Source organism: Enterobacter sp. K510 (genome assembly GCF_055804875.1).
Genome location: NZ_JBNRLQ010000013.1, coordinates 22,747 through 42,323 on the forward strand (window position 1 = coordinate 22,747; position 19,577 = coordinate 42,323).

Here is a 19,577-nt window from a genome sequence, read left to right on the forward strand (position 1 = left end):
TTATTCGATGACGACCAGAGGCTCGTCAAATTCTACCGGTTGGCCGCTTTCTACCAGAATGGCTTTCACCACGCCGGATTTGTCAGCTTCGATCTGGTTCATCATTTTCATGGCTTCAACGATGCACAGGGTGTCGCCCGCATTCACTTTCTGGCCCACTTCGATGAACGCTTTTGCGTCCGGGCTTGGGGTGCGGTAGAACGTCCCGACCATCGGGGAACGTACGATGTGGCCACTGATTTCTGCTGCTGCCGGCGCTTCCATTGTTGGGGTGGCGGCAGGTGCAACAGCGTTAGCCAGGGCTGGCTGTTGCATCATCGGTGCGGCATAAGCCTGCTGCATCATGGGATAACCCACGTTTGGCGCAGCACGGCTGATACGAACAGACTCTTCGCCTTCAGAAATTTCCAGTTCGGAGATGCCTGATTCTTCAACCAGCTCGATCAGTTTTTTAATCTTACGAATATCCATGAGTGGGTTCCGTACTCTTGTTTAGTGTGATTGTGACAGGCGTTTTACCGCCGTCTGTAAAGCGTATGAATAACCGTCAGCGCCAAATCCGCAGATGACGCCAGCAGCGATATCGGAGAGATAGGAGTGATGGCGGAACGGCTCACGCGCATGCACATTGCTCAGGTGGATCTCGATGAACGGGATACTCACCGCGAGCAGGGCATCACGCAGGGCAACGCTGGTGTGCGTAAACGCGGCCGGATTAATCAGGATATAGTCGACATTGTCTTTAGCCTGATGAATGCGGTCGATGAGTGCATACTCCGCGTTGGACTGTAAATGCGATAACGACACGTTGAGCGCTTCGGCTTCCTGGCTTAAAGAAGTAACAATTTCGTTAAGCGTCAGGGTACCGTACTTCTCCGGCTCGCGCGTTCCCAGCATATTCAGATTAGGGCCGTTTAAGAGCAAAATGTGCAACTTGTCCACCATTGTGCTGCTATCTCCTGCAATACTTCGGTAAAAAACAAAATATACCTTCATTGCCCGGTTGTCACCTTTTCAGAGTCCTAAAAACCCTGTCGGCAAAACCAAAGTCGCACATTATAACGATTTCGTAGCATTTGGCAGCTAAATACTGGTCTTATCAGGGAAGATTATCAACCGCTATCCAGGAAATGACAGCGGATGACAGAAGAACTGCGGGAAAGTGCACAGAACCGCGCACTATTGCCACCATTGACGGAACTTCTTGTAACGCCATGCCAAAAGCGCCAGCGCGGCGACGGCGTAGAGTACCGGCTGTGGGGATAATACCTTCACCGACCACAGATAATGAATGGGCGCGAGGATCGCCACAAGATAAACGAAATTGTGCAGACGTTGCCAGTTTCTGCCCAATTTTCGCATCATGGCCTGTGTGGAGGTCAGCGCCATCGCCAGCAGGATCAGCCAGCTGATACCGCCGAGCGTCAGATAAGGACGGGATATCAGCTCCTGGCCCAGCAGACCAAGATTATTAATCCCCAGCTCCAGCATGACGTAACTCACCAGATGCAGACTGGCCCAGGCAAAACACCAAAGCCCCAGCAGGCGGCGGGTGCGGATCAGCAACGGTTGTCTGGCGTAACGCGCCAGCGGCGTTACCAGCAGCGAGCCGAGCAGAAACTTTAACGCCATCCTGCCGGTAAAATGCTGAATATCTTTCGCCGGATCGGCGCTGAACCAGCCCTGGCTCGCCGCCCAGAACAGCCAGAGCAGCGGCAACAGTCCGGCAAGATGCAGTACCCATTTCAGCCCCGTCACCTGTTTCGCCGTCAGACGCATTTAAAAATTCTCCCCCAAATCCATGCCCTTATACAGCGACGCGACTTCATCGGCGTAGCCATTAAACAGCAGCGTCGGCTGACGATTAACGTCCAGCACGCCGCCGGAGCCAATAAAGCGTTCAGTGGCCTGCGACCAGCGCGGATGATCGACATGCGGGTTCACATTGGCAAAAAAGCCATATTCATTGGGTGCTGAAAGATTCCAGGTGGTGGGAGGACGCTCGCGGGTCAGTTTGATGCTGACAATGGATTTAATGCCTTTAAAGCCATATTTCCATGGCACGGTCAGACGTACCGGCGCGCCGTTTTGCGGCGGCAGCGCTTTACCGTACACGCCGACGGTTAACAGGGTCAGCGGATGCATGGCTTCATCGATACGCAGCCCTTCAACATAGGGATATTTCAGGCCGCCGCCGATAAAGCGATCTTTCTGACCGGGCATCTCGTCCGGGGAATATAAAGTTTCAAACGCCACGTATTTTGCGTTGCTGGTGGGCTCAACCAGCGCGAGTAGCTTATGCAGCGGGAAGCCGATCCACGGCACCACCATCGACCAGGCCTCCACGCAGCGCATGCGGTAAATTCGCTCCTCAAGGGGGAAGCGCGTGGTCAGCGCATCGTGATCGAGGGTGAGCGGCTTTGCCACTTCGCCGCTGATGGTGAGCGTCCAGGGATCGGTTTTCATGCTGCCGGCGTTAGCCGCCGGATCAGCCTTATCGAGACCAAATTCGTAAAAATTGTTGTAACCCGTGACTTTTTCTTCAGGTGTCAGAGAAAGTTTACTCTGCCATTCATCAGGTTTATTAAAGTTCAGCGGTTTCCCGGCGGGGGCTTTTGGCCGGTCATTGCCCTTAAACCAGCTGAGCAGATCGGCCTGCGCCGCAGAGGAAAGAGAAAGGGCGGTAGCGCTGATGCCCAGCGTTTTTAATACCTGACGCCGTTGCAGCATAAATACCGATTCTGCCGTGACATCTGCTTCTGTTAGTTTTCGTGGTTTCATCTCATCCTCCGTCTGCTTTATATAAGCATGACGGATGAGTTGCGCTAGCGCGAGTGTGTTACCAAAATTTGCCTGCTCACTTTTGTTTGATAGTATCCCGTTTCCTGCTGCAAGTTAGCGCTTACTCTACACTATGTCATGACGGCACAAAGCGCCCTTCAACCAACGGAGTTAACTCAGGGATGCGATTAACGACGAAATTTTCAGCCTTTGTCACTCTGCTTACCGGGCTGGCAATATTTGTCACCCTGCTAGGTTGTTCCTTCAGCTTTTACTCTGCCATTCAGAACAAACTCAGCAACCGGGTGCAGTCGGTGGCCGCCATTATTGATAGCCGTCTCGTCTCAACGCCGGTAAATGTTCTCAGCGCCCAACTTAATGAAATCATGGTGCCGGTGGATATTGCGCGCATCGTTATCCGGCAGGGCGATCATACGCTGGTCAATCAGACCGCCAAAGATGTCTATCGCCCGCAGGGCAGCACCACGCAATACCGTGAAATGACCATCCATTCGCTGAAAAATCCAGGTACGACCATTTCAATGACTTACCAGGATCCGATGGTGAACTATTTTCATTCCCTGCTGGCGACCGCGCCCTTAACCCTCGCCATCGGTTTTATGGTGATCATTATTTTTCTGGCGGTGCGCTGGCTACGCCGCCAGCTCGCCGGGCAGGAGCTGCTGGAAAACCGCTCAGTAAAAATCCTCAACGGCGAGCGCGGGCCGCAGGTGCGCGGAAACGTGCATGAATGGCCGTCGCGCACCAGCAGCGCGCTGGATGTGCTGCTGACGGAGATCCAGACGGCGGCAGATCAGCGCAGCCATATGGATACCTTGATCCGCGCGTACGTTGCCCAGGACACCAAAACCGGGCTCAGCAACCGGTTGTTCTTTGATAACCAGCTGGCAACGCTGCTGGACGATCAGGAGAATGTCGGGACGCACGGCGTGGTCATGCTGATCCGCCTGCCGGATTTTGATTCGCTGCGCGACACATGGGGCGCGGCTGCCACCGAAGACAATCTTTTTGTCCTGATTAATCTGCTTTCCACCTTTATGCTGCGCTATCCCGGCGCGCTGCTGGCCCGCTATCAGCGCAATGACTTCGCCGTTTTACTCTCGCACCGCACGCTGAAAGAATCAGAAAGTATCGCCGCCCAGTTGCTGAAATCGGTGGACGCGCTGCCTCCGTCCAAAATGCTCGACCGGGATGACATGATCCACATTGGCATTTGCGCCTGGCGTGGCGGGCAATCCACCGAGCAGGTGATGGAGCACGCTGAAGCGGCCACCCGTAATGCCGTGCTGCAGGGCGGCAACAGCTGGGCGGTGTGGGACGATACGTTGCCGGAAAAAGGGCGCGGCAATGTCCGCTGGCGAACGCTGATCGAACAGATGCTCAGCCGCGGCGGCCCGCGCTTTTATCAGAAACCTGCCGTGACCCGCGACGGGCGCGTGCATCACCGGGAGCTGATGTGCCGCATTTTTGATGGCGATCAGGAGGTCATTCCGGCGGAATATATGCCGATGGTGTTGCAGTTCGGACTGGCGGAGGAGTATGACCGTCAGCAGATCACCCGGTTGATCCCTTTCCTGCGTTTCTGGCCGGAAGAGAGCCTGGCGATGCCCATCACGGTGGAGGCGCTGATCCGCCCCCAGTTCCAGCGCTGGTTGCGCGATACCCTGATGCAATGTGAAAAATCACAACGTAAACGGATTATTATTGAACTTGCAGAGGCAGATGTTTGTCAACACATCAGCCGTTTACAACCTGTCGTGCGATTAATGACCGCATTAGGCGCGCGAATAGTGGTCGCTCAGGCGGGTTTGACGCTGGTCAGCACCAGCTGGATCAAGGCGCTGGATGTGGAACTGCTGAAGCTCCATCCGAGCCTGGTGCGTAACATTGAGAAGCGCACCGAAAACCAGTTGTTGGTACAGAGTCTGGTGGAGGCCTGCAAAGGAACGCAAACGCGCGTTTTCGCCACCGGCATCCGTACTAAAGGGGAATGGCAGACCCTGATTGAACGCGGAGTGGCAGGCGGACAGGGGGATTTTTTTGCAGCCTCGATGCCGCTTGACACCGAAGTAAAAAAATATTCACAAAGATACTCGGTTTGACCTGCCGTTTAACGTTATTTCACGTAGAATAACGCGCGCTGTATCTTGTGGGGGTGTGCATGTCTGCCCGCCAGTTCGTGCAGTAAAAAAGCCAGTGAATGACCTTAGACTGGTTGCAAAGTGATAGCGAGGAACGCTGCGGTCTCTATCTGTCCTGAAGGAGTCAGGTCGATTTGTAACTCAAGGACACAAACTGCACTAATTTTCACCGTAGCCGTCGATTTTTGCGCCTTGTCGCTGCTGCGTGTGGTTGGTAAAGTAAGCGGATTTTATTCTTCCGCCCCAGCTTTCAGGATTATCCCTCAGTATGTTGAAAAAATTTCGTGGCATGTTTTCCAATGACTTGTCCATTGACCTGGGTACCGCGAATACCCTTATTTATGTAAAAGGACAAGGCATCGTATTGAATGAGCCTTCTGTTGTGGCTATTCGTCAGGATCGTGCTGGTTCCCCGAAAAGCGTCGCTGCGGTAGGTCATGAAGCTAAACAGATGCTTGGCCGTACGCCAGGAAACATTGCGGCTATTCGCCCGATGAAAGACGGCGTTATCGCTGACTTCTTCGTGACGGAAAAAATGCTGCAGCACTTTATCAAACAGGTGCACAGCAACAGCTTTATGCGTCCAAGCCCGCGCGTGCTGGTGTGTGTGCCGGTTGGCGCAACCCAGGTTGAACGCCGTGCCATCCGCGAATCCGCGCAAGGCGCAGGCGCCCGCGAAGTCTTTCTGATTGAAGAGCCGATGGCTGCCGCAATTGGCGCAGGCCTGCCGGTTTCAGAAGCGACGGGTTCCATGGTGGTGGATATTGGTGGCGGTACCACAGAAGTGGCCGTTATCTCCCTGAACGGCGTGGTCTACTCCTCTTCTGTGCGTATCGGCGGCGACCGCTTCGATGAAGCCATCATTAATTATGTGCGTCGTAACTACGGCTCGCTGATTGGTGAAGCAACGGCCGAGCGTATCAAACATGAAATCGGTTCTGCTTACCCGGGTGACGAAGTGCGCGAAATCGAAGTGCGCGGTCGTAACCTGGCGGAAGGCGTGCCGCGCGGCTTTACCCTGAACTCTAACGAAATCCTCGAAGCGCTACAGGAACCGCTGACGGGTATCGTCAGCGCGGTCATGGTTGCGCTGGAACAGTGTCCGCCGGAACTGGCTTCTGACATCTCCGAGCGCGGTATGGTATTGACCGGTGGTGGCGCGTTGCTGCGTAACCTTGACCGCCTGTTAATGGAAGAGACAGGTATTCCTGTCGTAGTTGCAGAAGATCCACTGACCTGCGTCGCGCGTGGCGGCGGCAAGGCGCTGGAAATGATCGACATGCACGGCGGCGATTTGTTCAGCGAAGAATAGTCGGTGTCAGAGCCGGGGCGGCGTTATTGCCGCTTCGGTTCTGTCCGGCCTGAGAATACGCATAGCCTATGAAGCCAATTTTTAGCCGTGGCCCGTCGCTACAGATTCGCCTTATTCTGGCGGTGCTGGTTGCGCTTGGTGTCATTATCGCCGACAGCCGCCTGGGTGCGTTCAGTCAGATCCGAACGTACATGGATACCGCCGTCAGTCCTTTCTACTTTGTCTCTAACGGTCCCCGTGCCCTGCTCGACAGCGTATCGCAAACGCTGGCATCACGTGACCAGCTCGAACTTGAAAACCGGGCGCTGCGCCAGGAACTGCTGCTGAAAAACAGCGAACTGCTAATGCTGGGGCAGTACAAACAGGAGAACGCGCGTCTGCGCGAGCTGCTGGGCTCACCCCTGCGCCAGGATGAACAAAAAATGGTGACCCAGGTCATCTCGACGGTGAACGACCCTTACAGCGATCAGGTGGTTATCGATAAAGGCAGCGTGAACGGCGTCTACGAAGGCCAGCCGGTGATCAGCGATAAGGGCGTGGTCGGTCAGGTGGTCGCCGTGGCGAAACTCACCAGCCGCGTGCTGTTAATCTGCGATGCCACCCATGCGCTGCCTATCCAGGTCTTACGTAACGATATCCGCGTCATCGCGGCCGGTAACGGCTGTACCGACGATCTGCAACTGGAGCACCTGCCCGCCAACACCGACATTCGTGTCGGCGACGTGCTGGTGACATCCGGTCTGGGCGGACGTTTCCCGGAAGGTTATCCGGTGGGCGTCGTCTCCTCCGTTAAGCTGGATACGCAACGTGCTTACACCGTGATCCAGGCGCGTCCGACGGCGGGTTTACAGCGTTTACGCTATTTGCTGCTGCTGTGGGGCGCGGATCGTAACGGGGCAAACCCGATGACGCCGGAAGACGTGCACCGCGTCGCCAACGAACGCCTGATGCAGATGATGCCCCAGGTATTGCCTGCCCCTGATTCGATGGGGCCGCCTGCGCCCGTGCCTGCACCGGCAACCGGGTTGCCGCAGCCTGCCGGTACAGCGCCGGGAGGACAATAGTGGGCAGTTATCGTAGCCAGGGACGCTGGGTGATCTGGCTCTCGTTTCTCATTGCGCTTTTATTGCAGATTATGCCCTGGCCGGATGACATCATTGTCTACCGGCCTAACTGGGTACTGCTGATCCTGCTCTACTGGATCCTCGCTTTACCGCACCGCGTGAATGTCGGTACAGGTTTAGCCGTGGGTGCCATACTGGATCTCATCAGCGGTTCGACGCTTGGCGTGCGGGCCCTGTCACTGAGCATTATCGCTTACCTCGTGGCGCTCAAATTCCAGCTTTTCCGTAACCTCGCGCTCTGGCAGCAGGCGCTGGTGGTGATGCTGCTTTCGCTTGCCACCGAGGTGATTGTGTTCTGGGCGGAATTCCTGGTGATCAACGTCTCCTTCAGGCCGGAAGTGTTCTGGAGCAGCGCGGTTAACGGTGTTCTCTGGCCATGGCTTTTCCTGCTGATGCGTAAAATTCGCCAGCAGTTTGCGGTGCAATAAAAGGGTGTTATGACAGATCTCTATCTTGCTTCCGGCTCTCCCCGCCGTCAGGAACTGCTCACGCAACTGGGCGTCTCATTTGAACGTATTCTGCCCGGCACTGAAGAGTGCCGTCAGGCGCAGGAAAGTGCGCAGCAATATGTGACGCGTCTGGCGCGGGAAAAAGCCCAGGCTGGCGTGGCGCAGGCAGCGCGGGATTTGCCGGTGCTCGGCGCTGACACCATTGTCATTTTAAATGGCGAAGTGCTGGAAAAACCGCAGGATACCTCTCATGCTGCTAAGATGTTGCATCAGCTTTCAGGGCAAACGCACCAGGTGATGACTGCCGTAGCGCTGGCCGATCGTCAGCACATTCTTGACTGTCTGGTAGTCACAGATGTGACATTCAGAGTACTCTCTGATGATGAGATCATAGCGTACATCGCCAGCGGTGAACCGATGGATAAAGCGGGCGGCTACGGGATCCAGGGACTGGGCGGCTGCTTTGTGCGACGGATTAACGGCAGTTACCACGCTGTGGTCGGCTTACCGCTGGTAGAAACCTATGAGTTGCTGAGCAATTTTAACGCACTGCGCGAGGGAAGGAATAAAGATGACGGCTGAATTGTTGGTAAACGTAACGCCTTCAGAAACACGCGTGGCGTACATTGATGGCGGCATTTTGCAGGAAATCCACATTGAGCGTGAAGCGCGGCGCGGAATAGTCGGCAATATCTACAAAGGTCGTGTGAGCCGTGTGCTGCCCGGTATGCAGGCGGCTTTTGTAGATATTGGTCTCGATAAGGCGGCGTTTCTTCACGCCTCCGACATCATGCCACATACCGAATGCGTGGCCGGGGAAGAGCAGAAAAACTTCACCGTGCGCGACATTTCAGAGCTGGTGCGTCAGGGGCAGGATCTGATGGTGCAGGTGGTGAAAGATCCGCTCGGCACCAAAGGCGCGCGTCTGACCACCGACATCACCCTGCCATCCCGTTACCTGGTCTTTATGCCAGGCGCGTCCCACGTCGGCGTGTCCCAACGTATTGAAAGCGAAACCGAGCGCGAGCGTTTAAAGCGCGTGGTGGCGGAATATTGCGATGAGCAGGGCGGTTTTATCATCCGTACCGCTGCAGAAGGCGTGTGCGAAGAGGACCTGGCCTCCGATGCCGCTTACCTTAAACGCGTATGGACGAAAGTCATGGAGCGCAAAAAGCGCCCGCAGACGCGTTATCAGATGTACGGCGAACTGGCGCTGGCCCAGCGCGTGCTGCGCGATTTCGCCGACGCGCACCTCGATCGTATCCGCGTCGACTCCCGCCTGACCTTCGAAGCGTTGCTGGAATTCACCGCCGAATATATTCCGGAGATGACCAGCAAGCTTGAGCATTACAGCGGACGCCAGCCGATTTTCGATCTCTTTGACGTCGAAAACGAAATTCAGCGCGCGCTGGAGCGCAAGGTTGAACTGAAGTCCGGCGGCTATCTGATCATCGATCAAACGGAAGCGATGACCACCGTCGATATCAATACCGGAGCCTTTGTCGGCCACCGTAATCTTGACGACACCATCTTTAACACCAATATCGAAGCCACCCAGGCTATCGCCCGTCAGCTGCGTCTGCGCAACCTCGGCGGCATTATTATTATCGATTTCATCGACATGAATAATGAAGATCACCGCCGTCGCGTGCTGCATTCGCTGGAGCAGGCGCTCAGCAAGGATCGCGTAAAAACCAGCATCAACGGTTTCTCACAGCTCGGGCTGGTCGAAATGACCCGCAAACGCACCCGCGAAAGCGTCGAGCATGTGCTGTGCCACGAATGCCCGACCTGCCATGGTCGCGGGACGGTGAAAACCGTCGAAACCGTCTGCTATGAAATCATGCGCGAAATTGTCCGTGTGCATCATGCCTACGATTCCGATCGTTTCCTGGTCTATGCTTCTCCGGCGGTGGCTGAGGCGCTGAAAAGCGAAGAGTCCCACGCGCTGGCGGAAGTCGAAATTTTTGTCGGCAAACAGGTCAAAGTGCAGATTGAACCGCTCTACAATCAAGAGCAGTTCGACGTAGTGATGATGTAATTCGTAGCATGCTGCGACACGATCAAGGCCTGTTGCGCGGGCTGACAAGGAGAGATGCGTGAGGCGACTGCCGGGGATATTGCTGCTGACTGTGGCGACATTGGTTGTCATCATTGCGCTGCTGGTGAGCGGCCTGCGCCTGATGCTGCCGCATCTGGACAGCTGGCGTCCGGCCATCCTCGCGAAAATCGAATCCTCCTCCGGCGTGCCGGTAGACGCAAAACAGGTGACCGCCAGCTGGCAAAACTTCGGCCCGACGCTGGACGTACGCGGCATCCACGCCGGTTTTAAAGACGGCGGCGAGGTGTCCATTGAGCGCGTCACCCTGGCGCTCGACGTCTGGCAAAGCCTGCTGCACCTGCGCTGGCAGTTCCGCGACCTCACCTTTTATCAGCTTCAGGTTCATACCAATACGCCCCTGCAACAGAGCAATGACAGCGAGGGCATGGAAACCAGCCGCCTGAGCGATCTGTTCCTCCGCCAGTTCGACCATTTCGATCTGCGCGACAGTCATATCAGTTTCCTGACGCCATCCGGACAGCGGGCCGAGCTGGCGGTGCCACAGCTGACGTGGCTTAACGGCAAAGCCCGTCACCGTGCCGAAGGCGAAGTCAGCCTCTCCAGCCTTACCGGACAACACGGCGTGATGAAAGTGCGTATGGATCTGCGTGATGACGAAGGGCTGCTCAACCATGGCCGCGTATGGCTACAGGCCGATGATATTGACGTCAAACCCTGGCTTGGCAAATGGATGCAGGATAACGTCGCCCTGCAAACCGCGCGCTTTAGCCTTGAGGGCTGGCTGACGCTGAGCAAAGGCGAAGTGTCGGGGGGCGATATCTGGCTGAAAAAAGGCGGCGCCAGCTGGAAAGGCGATAGCCAGCCGCACCGTTTGTCAGTTGATAATCTGACGGCGCACGTCACCCGCCAGCAGCAGGGCTGGCAGTTCGATATTCCCGAAACCCGTATCACCATGGATGACAAGCCGTGGCCGAAAGGCGCGCTGTCGCTGGCCTGGGTTCCGGCGCAGGAAGTGGGCGGGGCGAAGGGCGTACGCAGCGACGAACTGCGCGTGCGCGCCAGCCATCTGGAACTGAACGGGCTGGACGGCCTGCTGCCCATTGCCGAAAAACTCTCGCCTGCGCTGGGCGAAATCTGGCGCGCCATGCAGCCGACCGGGCAAATCGAAAAGCTGGCGCTGGATATTCCCCTTCAGGCGACTGAAAAAACCCGCTTTCAGGCGAACTGGAACAATCTTGCCTGGCAGCAATGGAAAATGCTGCCGGGCGTCGAGCACTTTACCGGTACGCTCTCCGGCAGCGTGGACGACGGCAGGCTGACCGGCAGCGTCACCGATGCGAAAATGCCCTACAAAACGGTATTCCGCGCGCCGCTGGAAATCGAAAAGGGCGTCGCCACACTTAACTGGCTGAAAAATGACAAAGGTTTCCAGCTCGATGGTCGGCAGATTGATGTCAAAGGCACGGGCGTTCATGCGCGCGGCGATTTTCGTTATCTGCAACCTGCCGGAGATGAACCCTGGCTTGGCATTCTCGCCGGGATCAGCACCGATGATGCCGGACAGGCCTGGCGGTACTTCCCGGAAAACCTGATGGGTAAAGCGCTGGTGGATTACCTGAGCGGCGCAATCCAGGGCGGCCAGGTGGATAACGCCACCCTGGTGTACGGCGGTAATCCGCATCTGTTCCCCTATAAACATAACGAAGGCCAGTTCGAAGTGCTGGTGCCGCTGCGTAACGCCACCTTCGCGTTCCAGCCTGGCTGGCCGGCGCTTAAAAATCTCGATATGGAACTGGACTTCCTTAATGACGGCCTGTGGATGAGGACCGATGAGGTCAACCTTGGCGGTGTGAAAGGTCATAATCTGACGGCGGTGATCCCGGATTATCTGAAAGAAAAACTGCTGATCGATGCTGATATCAGCGGGCCAGGCAAAGCAGTGGGGCCCTATTTCAACGACACGCCGCTGAAAGATTCGCTGGGCGCCACGCTGGAAGAGCTTCAGCTTGATGGCGATGTAAGCGCTCGCTTACACCTCGATATTCCGCTGGATGGCGAAATGACGACCGCTAAAGGCAACGTGCGCCTGAATAATAACAGCCTGTTTATTAAGCCGCTGAACAGCACGCTGCATAATTTAAGCGGCCAGTTCAGCTTTGAGAACGGCAATCTGAAAAGCGAGCCGCTGACCGCCCGCTGGTTTAATCAGCCGCTTAACGTGAATTTCTCCACCACCGAGGGCGAAAAGGCCTATCAGGTGGCGGTAGATCTGAACGGTAACTGGCAGCCTGCGGGCATAGAGGCGCTGCCGAAACAGCTGCGCGATGCCGTCAGCGGTAGCGCCGCCTGGAATGGCAAAGTGGGCATCGAGCTACCTTATCATGCCGGTGCGCGCTACAACGTGGATATCAAAGGCGACTTAAAAAATATCGCCAGCCGTCTGCCTTCGCCGCTGGAAAAAGCCGCCGGTCAGCCGTTGCCGTTAACGGTGAAAGTGGAAGGCGACCTGCGGCGTTTCGATCTGACGGGCAAAGCGGGCAGCGACAGCCATTTCAACAGCCGCTGGCTGCTGGGTAAAAAGCTGACCCTGGACCGCGCTATCTGGACGTCGGAAAGCCGGACGCTGCCGCCGCTGCCGGAAACCGCAGGCGTGGAGCTGAATCTGCCGCCGCTGGATGGCGCGCAGTGGATGGCGTTGCTCCAGCAGGGCGTGGCGAATAACGTCAGTAGCGCGACGGCCTTCCCGGAAAGCATTACCCTGCGTACCCCGGCGCTGACGCTCGGCGGGCAGCAATGGAACAACCTGAGCATCGTGAAGCAGCCGGTAGCGGGCGGTGCTAAAGTCGAAGCCCAGGGACGTGAAATCAATGCTACTGTCACGATGCTGGATAACGCTCCCTGGCAGGCGGCGATCCGCTATCTCTATTACAACCCGGCGGCGGCCGAGCGCGATCCGCTGTCGCCGACGACGCTGCTTACCAAACGGCAGATCGATTTCAGCGGCTGGCCTGATCTGCAATTACGCTGCGCGGAGTGCTGGTTCTGGGGACAAAAATACGGGCGGCTCGACGGCGATTTCACGATCAATGGCGACACCTTAACCCTGAAGAATGGTCTGCTGGACAGCGGCTTTGCCCGTCTGACGGCGAACGGCGAATGGGTCAACCGCGCCGGTGCCGAACGCACGTCGATTAAGGGCAGACTGAAGGGGGATAAGATCGACGCGGCGACCAATTTCTTTGGTGTTACCACGCCACTGCGGGAAGCGCCTTTTGACGTCGATTACGATTTGCACTGGCGTAATACGCCCTGGCAGCCGGAAGAGGCCTCCCTCAATGGTATTCTGCGCACCCGGCTGGGTAACGGCGAGATCGCGGATGTCAGCACCGGACGCGCCGGGCAGCTGCTGCGCCTGGTGAGTTTCGACGCGCTGCTGCGCAAGCTGCGGTTTGATTTCAGCGACACCTTCAGCGAAGGCTTCTATTTTGACTCCATCCGCAGCACCGCCTGGATCAAAGATGGCGTGCTGCATACCGATGACACCCTGGTGGATGGCCTGGAAGCGGATATCGCCATGAAAGGATCGGTAGACCTGGTTCGCCGTAAACTCGACGTGGAAGCCGTGGTGGCGCCGGAAATCTCCGCTACCGTCGGCGTGGCGGCCGCTTTTGCGGTTAACCCCATCGTCGGCGCAGCGGTATTCGCCGCCAGTAAAGTGCTGGGGCCGTTGTGGAATAAAGTCTCCATCCTGCGCTACCAGATCACCGGCACCATGGATAAACCACAAATTAATGAAGTGCTGCGCCAGCCGCGTAGCCCGGCGAAGCAATGATTTGACGGGGGCGAGTAATTGCCTCACTCTCAATAGATATGATTTCTACCGCTAACCTGGCGGCAACCAAAGAGTAGCAACATGACGAGTTTGAATCTGGTTAGTGAACAATTGCTAACGGCGAATGGCCTGAATCATCAGGATCTGTTTTCCATTCTTGGCCAGCTGGCCGAGCGCCGTCTTGATTACGGCGATCTCTATTTCCAGTCGAGCTATCACGAGTCCTGGGTTTTAGAAGACAACATCATTAAAGACGGCTCGTATCACATCGACCAGGGCGTCGGCGTGCGGGCGGTAAGCGGTGAAAAAACGGGCTTTGCTTACGCCGATCAGATCAGCCTGCTGGCGCTGGAACAGAGCGCGCAGGCGGCACGCACTATCGTGCGCGACAGCGGCGACGGTAAAGTGAAAACCCTGGGCGCGGTGGAGTATGGCGCGCTCTATACCAGCGTCGATCCGCTGCAAAGCATGACCCGCGAAGAGAAGCTAGACATTCTGCGCCGCGTGAATGCGGTGGCCCGTGCTGCGGATAAGCGCGTACAGGAAGTGAATGCCAGCCTCACCGGTGTTTATGAACTGATCCTGGTGGCCGCAACCGACGGCACGCTGGCGGCGGATGTCCGTCCGCTGGTTCGTCTGTCGGTCAGCGTGCAGGTGGAAGATCAGGGCAAGCGCGAGCGTGGCTCAAGCGGCGGCGGCGGTCGTTTCGGCTATGAATGGTTCCTCGCCGATGCGGGCGGCGACGTCCGGGCGGATGCGTGGGCGAAAGAAGCTGTGCGTATGGCGCTGGTTAATCTCTCAGCCGTGGCGGCGCCTGCCGGTACGCTGCCGGTAGTTCTGGGCGCAGGCTGGCCGGGCGTGCTGCTGCACGAAGCGGTCGGTCACGGTCTGGAAGGGGACTTCAACCGCCGCGGCACCTCCGTGTTCAGCGGACAGATGGGCCAGCTGGTGGCCTCCGAACTCTGTACCATCGTTGATGACGGCACGATGCACGATCGCCGCGGTTCGGTCGCCATTGATGATGAAGGTACGCCGGGCCAGTACAATGTGCTGATCGAGAAGGGCGTGCTGAAAGGCTATATGCAGGACAAGCTGAACGCCCGTCTGATGGGCGTCGCGCCAACCGGTAACGGCCGCCGCGAATCCTATGCCCATTTACCGATGCCGCGCATGACCAATACCTACATGCTGGCGGGGCAATCCACGCCGCAGGAGATCATTGAATCCGTCGAATACGGCATCTACGCGCCAAACTTTGGCGGCGGTCAGGTGGATATCACCTCCGGTAAATTCGTATTCTCGACGTCTGAAGCTTATCTGATTGAAAACGGTAAAGTGACGACGCCGGTGAAAGGCGCCACGCTGATCGGCTCCGGTATCGAAGCCATGCAGCAGGTGTCGATGGTCGGTAACGATCTGCAACTCGACAGCGGCGTGGGCGTATGCGGTAAGGAAGGGCAGAGCCTGCCGGTCGGTGTGGGTCAGCCGACGCTGAAAGTGGATAACCTGACCGTGGGCGGTACGGCGTAATTTATTGCGTGAAATTGCCCGGCGGCGCTGCGCTTGCCGGGCCTACATCATTTCTCTTTCGCCCGTCCGCGCATCGCCTGAAACAAATTGGCGACCTCAACAAAATAATCCGTCAGATAGTTAATACAGACCTGCACCTTGAGCGGCAGCTTGTCCTTTTCGGTATAAAGCGCGTAAACCGGGCGTGGATCTGACTGGTAGCGCGGAAATAAGATCTCCAGCGTGCCGCGGTTGATCTCATCGATCACCCACATCAGCGGCACATAGGCCACTCCGGCCCCGGCGGTCAGCCAGCGGGTGAGCGTCATCGGATCGTTAGTGACAAAACGGCCCTGCGGGATCAGGCGCGTGGATAGCCCTTCAGGGGCGATCAGCTCGAATTCGTTATCCGGGCGCACGCTGTACTCCAGCCAGGAGTGGTTGCTCAGATCGGCGGGTTTTTCAGGAATGCCGTACTGCGCCAGATAGCTTTTCGCAGCGCACACCACCATCGGCATCGCCCCCAGACGGCGGGAAAAAAGGCTCGAATCCTGCAATGCCCCCACGCGGATCACCACGTCCAGCCCGTCGGCAATAAGATCGGGCGCGGGGATGCCCGTCACCAGATTCACCGTCAGGCCGGGGTAATCCTTCAGCATCCGGGCAGTCATCCCGGCGAGGACATTTTGCGCCATGGTTGAAGAACAGCCGATGCGCAGCGTACCGATGGGCGTGTTATTAAAAGCGTAGAGCTGTTCATGCACGTCCTGTACTTCATGCAGCATCCGTCGGCAGCCCTGATAATAAATTTTACCGGCTTCGGTCAGCGCCAGGCTGCGGGTGCTGCGGTTGAGCAACTTCACCTGCAACTCATCTTCCAGCTTCGAGACGGTCTGGCTGATAGAGGAGACGCTCATATGCAGCTGTCGCGCGGCGGCGGTGAACGAACCCAGTTCGACGACGCGGGCGAACACCGACATGCGTTTTAATCGTTCCATTTTTCACTCTGGCTTAAAAGTGATTTAGATCACACTATATAGATGACAGCATAACAGTTACGCTAATATATAGTTAGCTGAATAATAGATACGTCACTCTCGCCTGGCCTTTCTGGCCCTAATTCCTGCGGTGACGTGAATAATAATTGTCTCCTGCATGCGTTAATCAAGGTCAACATGAGTCTGTTTCCCGTGGTCGTGGTGTTCGGTCTGTCGTTCCCACCGATATTCTTTGAGTTACTTATATCACTGGCGCTGTTCTGGCTGGTGCGCCGTCTGCTGCTCCCGACAGGGATCTATGACTTTGTCTGGCACCCGGCATTGTTTAATACAGCGCTATATTGCTGCTTATTTTATTTACTGACGCGCCTGTTCGACTGAGGTAGATGTGAAAACACTAACAAGAAATTTTACCCGTACCGCCATCACCCTGGTGATGGTTATTCTGGCATTCATCGCCATCTTTCGCGCATGGGTCTATTACACCGAATCGCCGTGGACGCGTGACGCGCGTTTTAGCGCCGATGTGGTCGCCATCGCGCCGGATGTCGCGGGGCTGATCACCGATGTGAAGGTTCACGATAACCAGCTGGTGCAGAAAGACCAAGTGCTGTTCACCATCGACCGGCCGCGCTATCAAAAAGCCGTCGAAGAAGCCGAGGCTGACGTGGCGTACTACCGCGCGCTGGCCAGTGAAAAGCGCCGCGAAGCCGGACGTCGTAATAAATTAGGCATCCAGGCGATGTCACGCGAGGAGATCGACCAGTCCAACAACGTCTTGCAGACGGTGATCCACCAGCAGGCGAAAGCGCAGGCGACGCTGGATCTGGCAAAACTCGATCTCGAACGTACCGTTATCCGCGCCCCGGCGGCAGGCTGGGTGACCAACCTGAACGTTTATACCGGGGAATTTATAACCCGCGGTTCGACGGCGGTGGCGCTGGTCAAACAAAATTCATTTTATGTACTCGCCTATATGGAAGAGACCAAGCTGGAAGGTGTACGTACCGGCTATCGCGCCGAAATTACGCCGCTGGGCAGTAACCGGGTGCTTAAAGGCACGGTGGACAGCGTCGCCGCCGGGGTCACTAACGCCAGCAGCAGCCGTGACGCCAAAGGCATGGCGACCATTGACTCCAATCTTGAATGGGTCCGCCTGGCGCAGCGCGTGCCGGTGCGTATTCGCCTGGACGATCAGAAAGAGAATGTCTGGCCCGCCGGGACCACGGCCACGGTAGTGATCACCGGTGAAAAAGACCGGGACGAAAGCCAGGACTCCTTCTTCCGTAAACTGGCTCACCGTCTGCGTGAGTTTGGTTAAGCATGATGGGCATTTTTTCCATCGCCACACAGCACATTCGCTTCGCCCTGAAACTGGCGTGCGCCATTGTGCTGGCGCTGTTCGTCGGCTTTCACTTCCAGCTTGAAACCCCGCGCTGGGCCGTGCTGACGGCGGCGATCGTTGCCGCAGGCCCGGCGTTTGCGGCGGGGGGCGAACCTTACTCCGGGGCGATCCGTTACCGCGGCATGCTGCGTATTATCGGCACCTTTATCGGCTGCGTGGCGGCGCTGACCATCATTATTCTGATGATCCGCGCGCCGCTGCTGATGCTGGTGGTTTGCTGTATCTGGGCCGGATTTTGTACCTGGGTCTCCTCGCTGGTGCGCGTCGAAAACTCCTACGCCTGGGGGCTGGCGGGTTATACGGCGCTGATCATCGTCATCACCATTCAGTACGAGCCATTACTCACGCCGCAGTTTGCGGTGGAGCGATGCAGTGAGATCGTGCTGGGGATCGTTTGTGCCATAGTCGCGGATTTGCTGTTTTCACCCCGATCCATCAAACAGGAGATCGACCGCGAACTCGACAGCCTGCTGGTGGCGCAATACCAGCTGATGCAATTATGCATCGCGCATGGCAGCGGCGAAGAGATGGATAAAGCCTGGGGCGCGCTGGTGCGCCGTACCACGGCGCTGGAAGGGATGCGCAGCAACCTGAATATGGAATCTTCCCGCTGGGCGCGGGCGAACCGGCGGCTGAAAGTGATTAACACCCTGTCGCTGACGCTGATCACCCAGGCCTGTGAAACCTGGCTTATTCAGAACACCCGCCCGGAAGCGGTGACCGACACCTTCCGCGAACTCTTTGCGGAGCCGGTAGAAACCGCGCAGGACGTACATAAACAGCTCAAGCGCATACGCCGGGTGATTATCTGGACCGGCGAACGCGACACGCCGGTGACAATTTACAGCTGGGTCGGGGCGGCGACGCGCTATCTGCTGCTCAGGCGCGGGGTGATCGGCAACACCAAAATCAGCGCCACGGAAGAAGAGGTGCTGGAAGGCGAGACGGTGGTTAAGGCCGGGTCCGCCGAGCGCCATCATGCGATGGTGAACTTCTGGCGCACCACGCTCTCCTGTATTCTCGGCACGCTGTTCTGGCTGTGGACGGGCTGGACCTCGGGTAACGGCGCGATGGTGATGATCGCGGTGGTGACCTCGCTGGCGATGCGCCTGCCTAACCCGCGCATGGTGGCGATCGATTTTGTGTACGGTACGCTGGCGGCCTTACCCCTGGGGGCGTTCTACTTCCTGGTGGTGATCCCCTCCACGCAGCAAAGCATGCTGTTGCTGTGCATCAGCCTTGCGGTACTGGCCTTCTTTATCGGCATTGAAGTGCAGAAACGGCGGCTGGGATCCCTGGGCGCGCTGGCGAGCACCATCAATATTATTGTGCTGGATAACCCGATGACCTTTGAATTCAGCCGCTTTCTTGACAGCGCGCTGGGGCAGATTGTCGGCTGTATCCTGGCGTTCACGGTGATTGTGCTGGTGCGGGATAACTCCCGCGCACGTACCGGACGGATGCTGCTCAATCAGTTTATGTCCGCGGCGGTATCGTCCCTGACCACCAATACCGCCCGGCGTAAAGAAAACCATCTGCCGGCGCTGTATCAGCAGCTGTTTTTACTGCTGAGCAAATTTCCGGATGATGTCGCCAAATTCCGTCTGGCGCTGACGCTGATCATCGCTCACCAGCGCCTGCGTGACGCGCCGGTACCGGTGAACGCCGAACTGTCGGCCTGGCATCGCCAGTTGCGACGCACGGCGGATCAGGTGATGTCGGCCACCAGCGACCACAAACGGCGGCGCTACTTTACGCAGCTGCTGGGTGAGCTTGATGTGTATCAGGAGAAGCTGCACAGCTGCTCCGCGCCGGATCAGGTCACTCATCCTGTGAAGCGGCTGGTGGATATGCTCCACAAATATCAGCATGCGCTGACTGACAGTTAAGCCCACAAACCGACGCCAGAAGCGTCGGTTTTTTTATGGCTATACTTAACTTCA

General features: G+C 57.1%; 16 protein-coding genes. 11 read left to right on the plus strand and 5 right to left on the minus strand.

From position 1 onward, the window contains the following. From accB to msrP, 4 genes are all read right to left on the minus strand, one after another. A complete protein-coding gene (gene accB / locus ACQUTD_RS19355) occupies nt 1-471 on the minus strand; it encodes an acetyl-CoA carboxylase biotin carboxyl carrier protein (protein WP_072569526.1) in 471 nt (156 codons plus the stop codon). A gap of 21 nt (nt 472-492) precedes the next feature. Then, complete coding sequence (aroQ, locus tag ACQUTD_RS19360; protein WP_072569527.1) at nt 493-945, minus strand: type II 3-dehydroquinate dehydratase; 453 nt, start codon at nt 943-945, stop codon at nt 493-495. A gap of 234 nt (nt 946-1,179) precedes the next feature. Continuing rightward, complete coding sequence (gene msrQ / locus ACQUTD_RS19365) at nt 1,180-1,779, minus strand: protein-methionine-sulfoxide reductase heme-binding subunit MsrQ (protein WP_473274404.1); 600 nt, start codon at nt 1,777-1,779, stop codon at nt 1,180-1,182. Beyond that, nucleotides 1,780-2,781, minus strand: coding sequence for a protein-methionine-sulfoxide reductase catalytic subunit MsrP (gene msrP / locus ACQUTD_RS19370; protein ID WP_473274405.1), 1,002 nt, complete (start codon nt 2,779-2,781; stop codon nt 1,780-1,782). It lies immediately after the preceding gene. Nucleotides 2,782-2,963: 182 nt separating this feature from the next. Between msrP and csrD the strand changes: the two genes are divergently transcribed. The 8 genes from csrD (at nt 2,964) to tldD (ending at nt 15,252) form a co-directional block, all read left to right on the plus strand. Next, nucleotides 2,964-4,904, plus strand: a complete 1,941-nt coding sequence (gene csrD, locus ACQUTD_RS19375) for an RNase E specificity factor CsrD (RefSeq protein ID WP_473274406.1) — start codon at nt 2,964-2,966, stop codon at nt 4,902-4,904. Between the two features lie 307 nt (nt 4,905-5,211). Beyond that, nucleotides 5,212-6,255 carry a rod shape-determining protein MreB gene (gene mreB, locus ACQUTD_RS19380; RefSeq protein ID WP_006818047.1) on the plus strand — a complete coding sequence of 348 codons (1,044 nt, stop codon included), beginning with the start codon at nt 5,212-5,214 and terminating at the stop codon, nt 6,253-6,255. A gap of 68 nt (nt 6,256-6,323) precedes the next feature. Then, entirely contained in the window at nt 6,324-7,319 is a 996-nt protein-coding gene (mreC, locus tag ACQUTD_RS19385; protein ID WP_318363354.1) for a rod shape-determining protein MreC, read from the plus strand. Then, nucleotides 7,319-7,807, plus strand: a complete 489-nt coding sequence (mreD, locus tag ACQUTD_RS19390; protein ID WP_072569532.1) for a rod shape-determining protein MreD — start codon at nt 7,319-7,321, stop codon at nt 7,805-7,807. The genes mreC and mreD overlap by 1 nt, the downstream gene beginning before the upstream one ends. A 9-nt stretch (nt 7,808-7,816) precedes the next feature. Then, the gene (locus ACQUTD_RS19395; protein WP_473274408.1) at nt 7,817-8,410 is read left to right on the plus strand and encodes a Maf family nucleotide pyrophosphatase; all 594 of its coding nucleotides are present in this window, start codon (nt 7,817-7,819) and stop codon (nt 8,408-8,410) included. Then, nucleotides 8,400-9,869 (plus strand): ribonuclease G, encoded by a 1,470-nt coding sequence (rng, locus tag ACQUTD_RS19400; protein WP_318363355.1) that lies wholly within the window; start codon nt 8,400-8,402, stop codon nt 9,867-9,869. Before ACQUTD_RS19395 ends, rng begins: the two co-directional genes overlap by 11 nt. A gap of 58 nt (nt 9,870-9,927) precedes the next feature. Beyond that, on the plus strand, nt 9,928-13,722 hold the full coding sequence (yhdP, locus tag ACQUTD_RS19405) for an AsmA2 domain-containing protein YhdP (protein WP_473274409.1): 3,795 nt from the start codon (nt 9,928-9,930) through the stop codon (nt 13,720-13,722). 81 nt (nt 13,723-13,803) lie between these two features. Continuing rightward, nucleotides 13,804-15,252 carry a metalloprotease TldD gene (gene tldD, locus ACQUTD_RS19410; protein ID WP_318374889.1) on the plus strand — a complete coding sequence of 483 codons (1,449 nt, stop codon included), beginning with the start codon at nt 13,804-13,806 and terminating at the stop codon, nt 15,250-15,252. A 47-nt stretch (nt 15,253-15,299) separates the two neighbouring features. On the opposite strand, the gene aaeR is transcribed toward tldD, so the two are convergent. Next, nucleotides 15,300-16,229, minus strand: coding sequence for an HTH-type transcriptional activator AaeR (gene aaeR, locus ACQUTD_RS19415; RefSeq protein WP_072569537.1), 930 nt, complete (start codon nt 16,227-16,229; stop codon nt 15,300-15,302). Nucleotides 16,230-16,406: 177 nt separating this feature from the next. Between aaeR and aaeX the strand changes: the two genes are divergently transcribed. Genes aaeX through aaeB form a run of 3 tightly spaced genes read left to right on the plus strand, consistent with a single transcriptional unit; the run spans nt 16,407 to nt 19,523 of the window. Beyond that, complete coding sequence (aaeX, locus tag ACQUTD_RS19420) at nt 16,407-16,610, plus strand: p-hydroxybenzoic acid efflux pump operon protein AaeX (RefSeq protein WP_072569538.1); 204 nt, start codon at nt 16,407-16,409, stop codon at nt 16,608-16,610. Nucleotides 16,611-16,617: 7 nt separating this feature from the next. Then, nucleotides 16,618-17,550: a p-hydroxybenzoic acid efflux pump subunit AaeA gene (aaeA, locus tag ACQUTD_RS19425; RefSeq protein WP_473274411.1), complete on the plus strand. Its 933-nt coding sequence runs from the start codon at nt 16,618-16,620 to the stop codon at nt 17,548-17,550. Nucleotides 17,551-17,555: 5 nt separating this feature from the next. After that, nucleotides 17,556-19,523 carry a p-hydroxybenzoic acid efflux pump subunit AaeB gene (gene aaeB / locus ACQUTD_RS19430; protein WP_072570126.1) on the plus strand — a complete coding sequence of 656 codons (1,968 nt, stop codon included), beginning with the start codon at nt 17,556-17,558 and terminating at the stop codon, nt 19,521-19,523. Nucleotides 19,524-19,577: the final 54 nt, after the last annotated feature.

Coding starts and splice junctions, on each gene's coding strand:
- accB (WP_072569526.1), bottom strand. CDS start 471: ATGGATATTCGTAAGATTAAAAAACTGATCGAGCTGGTTGAAGAATCA.
- aroQ (WP_072569527.1), bottom strand. CDS start 945: ATGGTGGACAAGTTGCACATTTTGCTCTTAAACGGCCCTAATCTGAAT.
- msrQ (WP_473274404.1), bottom strand. CDS start 1,779: ATGCGTCTGACGGCGAAACAGGTGACGGGGCTGAAATGGGTACTGCAT.
- msrP (WP_473274405.1), bottom strand. CDS start 2,781: ATGAAACCACGAAAACTAACAGAAGCAGATGTCACGGCAGAATCGGTA.
- csrD (WP_473274406.1), top strand. CDS start 2,964: ATGCGATTAACGACGAAATTTTCAGCCTTTGTCACTCTGCTTACCGGG.
- mreB (WP_006818047.1), top strand. CDS start 5,212: ATGTTGAAAAAATTTCGTGGCATGTTTTCCAATGACTTGTCCATTGAC.
- mreC (WP_318363354.1), top strand. CDS start 6,324: ATGAAGCCAATTTTTAGCCGTGGCCCGTCGCTACAGATTCGCCTTATT.
- ACQUTD_RS19395 (WP_473274408.1), top strand. CDS start 7,817: ATGACAGATCTCTATCTTGCTTCCGGCTCTCCCCGCCGTCAGGAACTG.
- rng (WP_318363355.1), top strand. CDS start 8,400: ATGACGGCTGAATTGTTGGTAAACGTAACGCCTTCAGAAACACGCGTG.
- tldD (WP_318374889.1), top strand. CDS start 13,804: ATGACGAGTTTGAATCTGGTTAGTGAACAATTGCTAACGGCGAATGGC.
- aaeR (WP_072569537.1), bottom strand. CDS start 16,229: ATGGAACGATTAAAACGCATGTCGGTGTTCGCCCGCGTCGTCGAACTG.
- aaeX (WP_072569538.1), top strand. CDS start 16,407: ATGAGTCTGTTTCCCGTGGTCGTGGTGTTCGGTCTGTCGTTCCCACCG.
- aaeB (WP_072570126.1), top strand. CDS start 17,556: ATGGGCATTTTTTCCATCGCCACACAGCACATTCGCTTCGCCCTGAAA.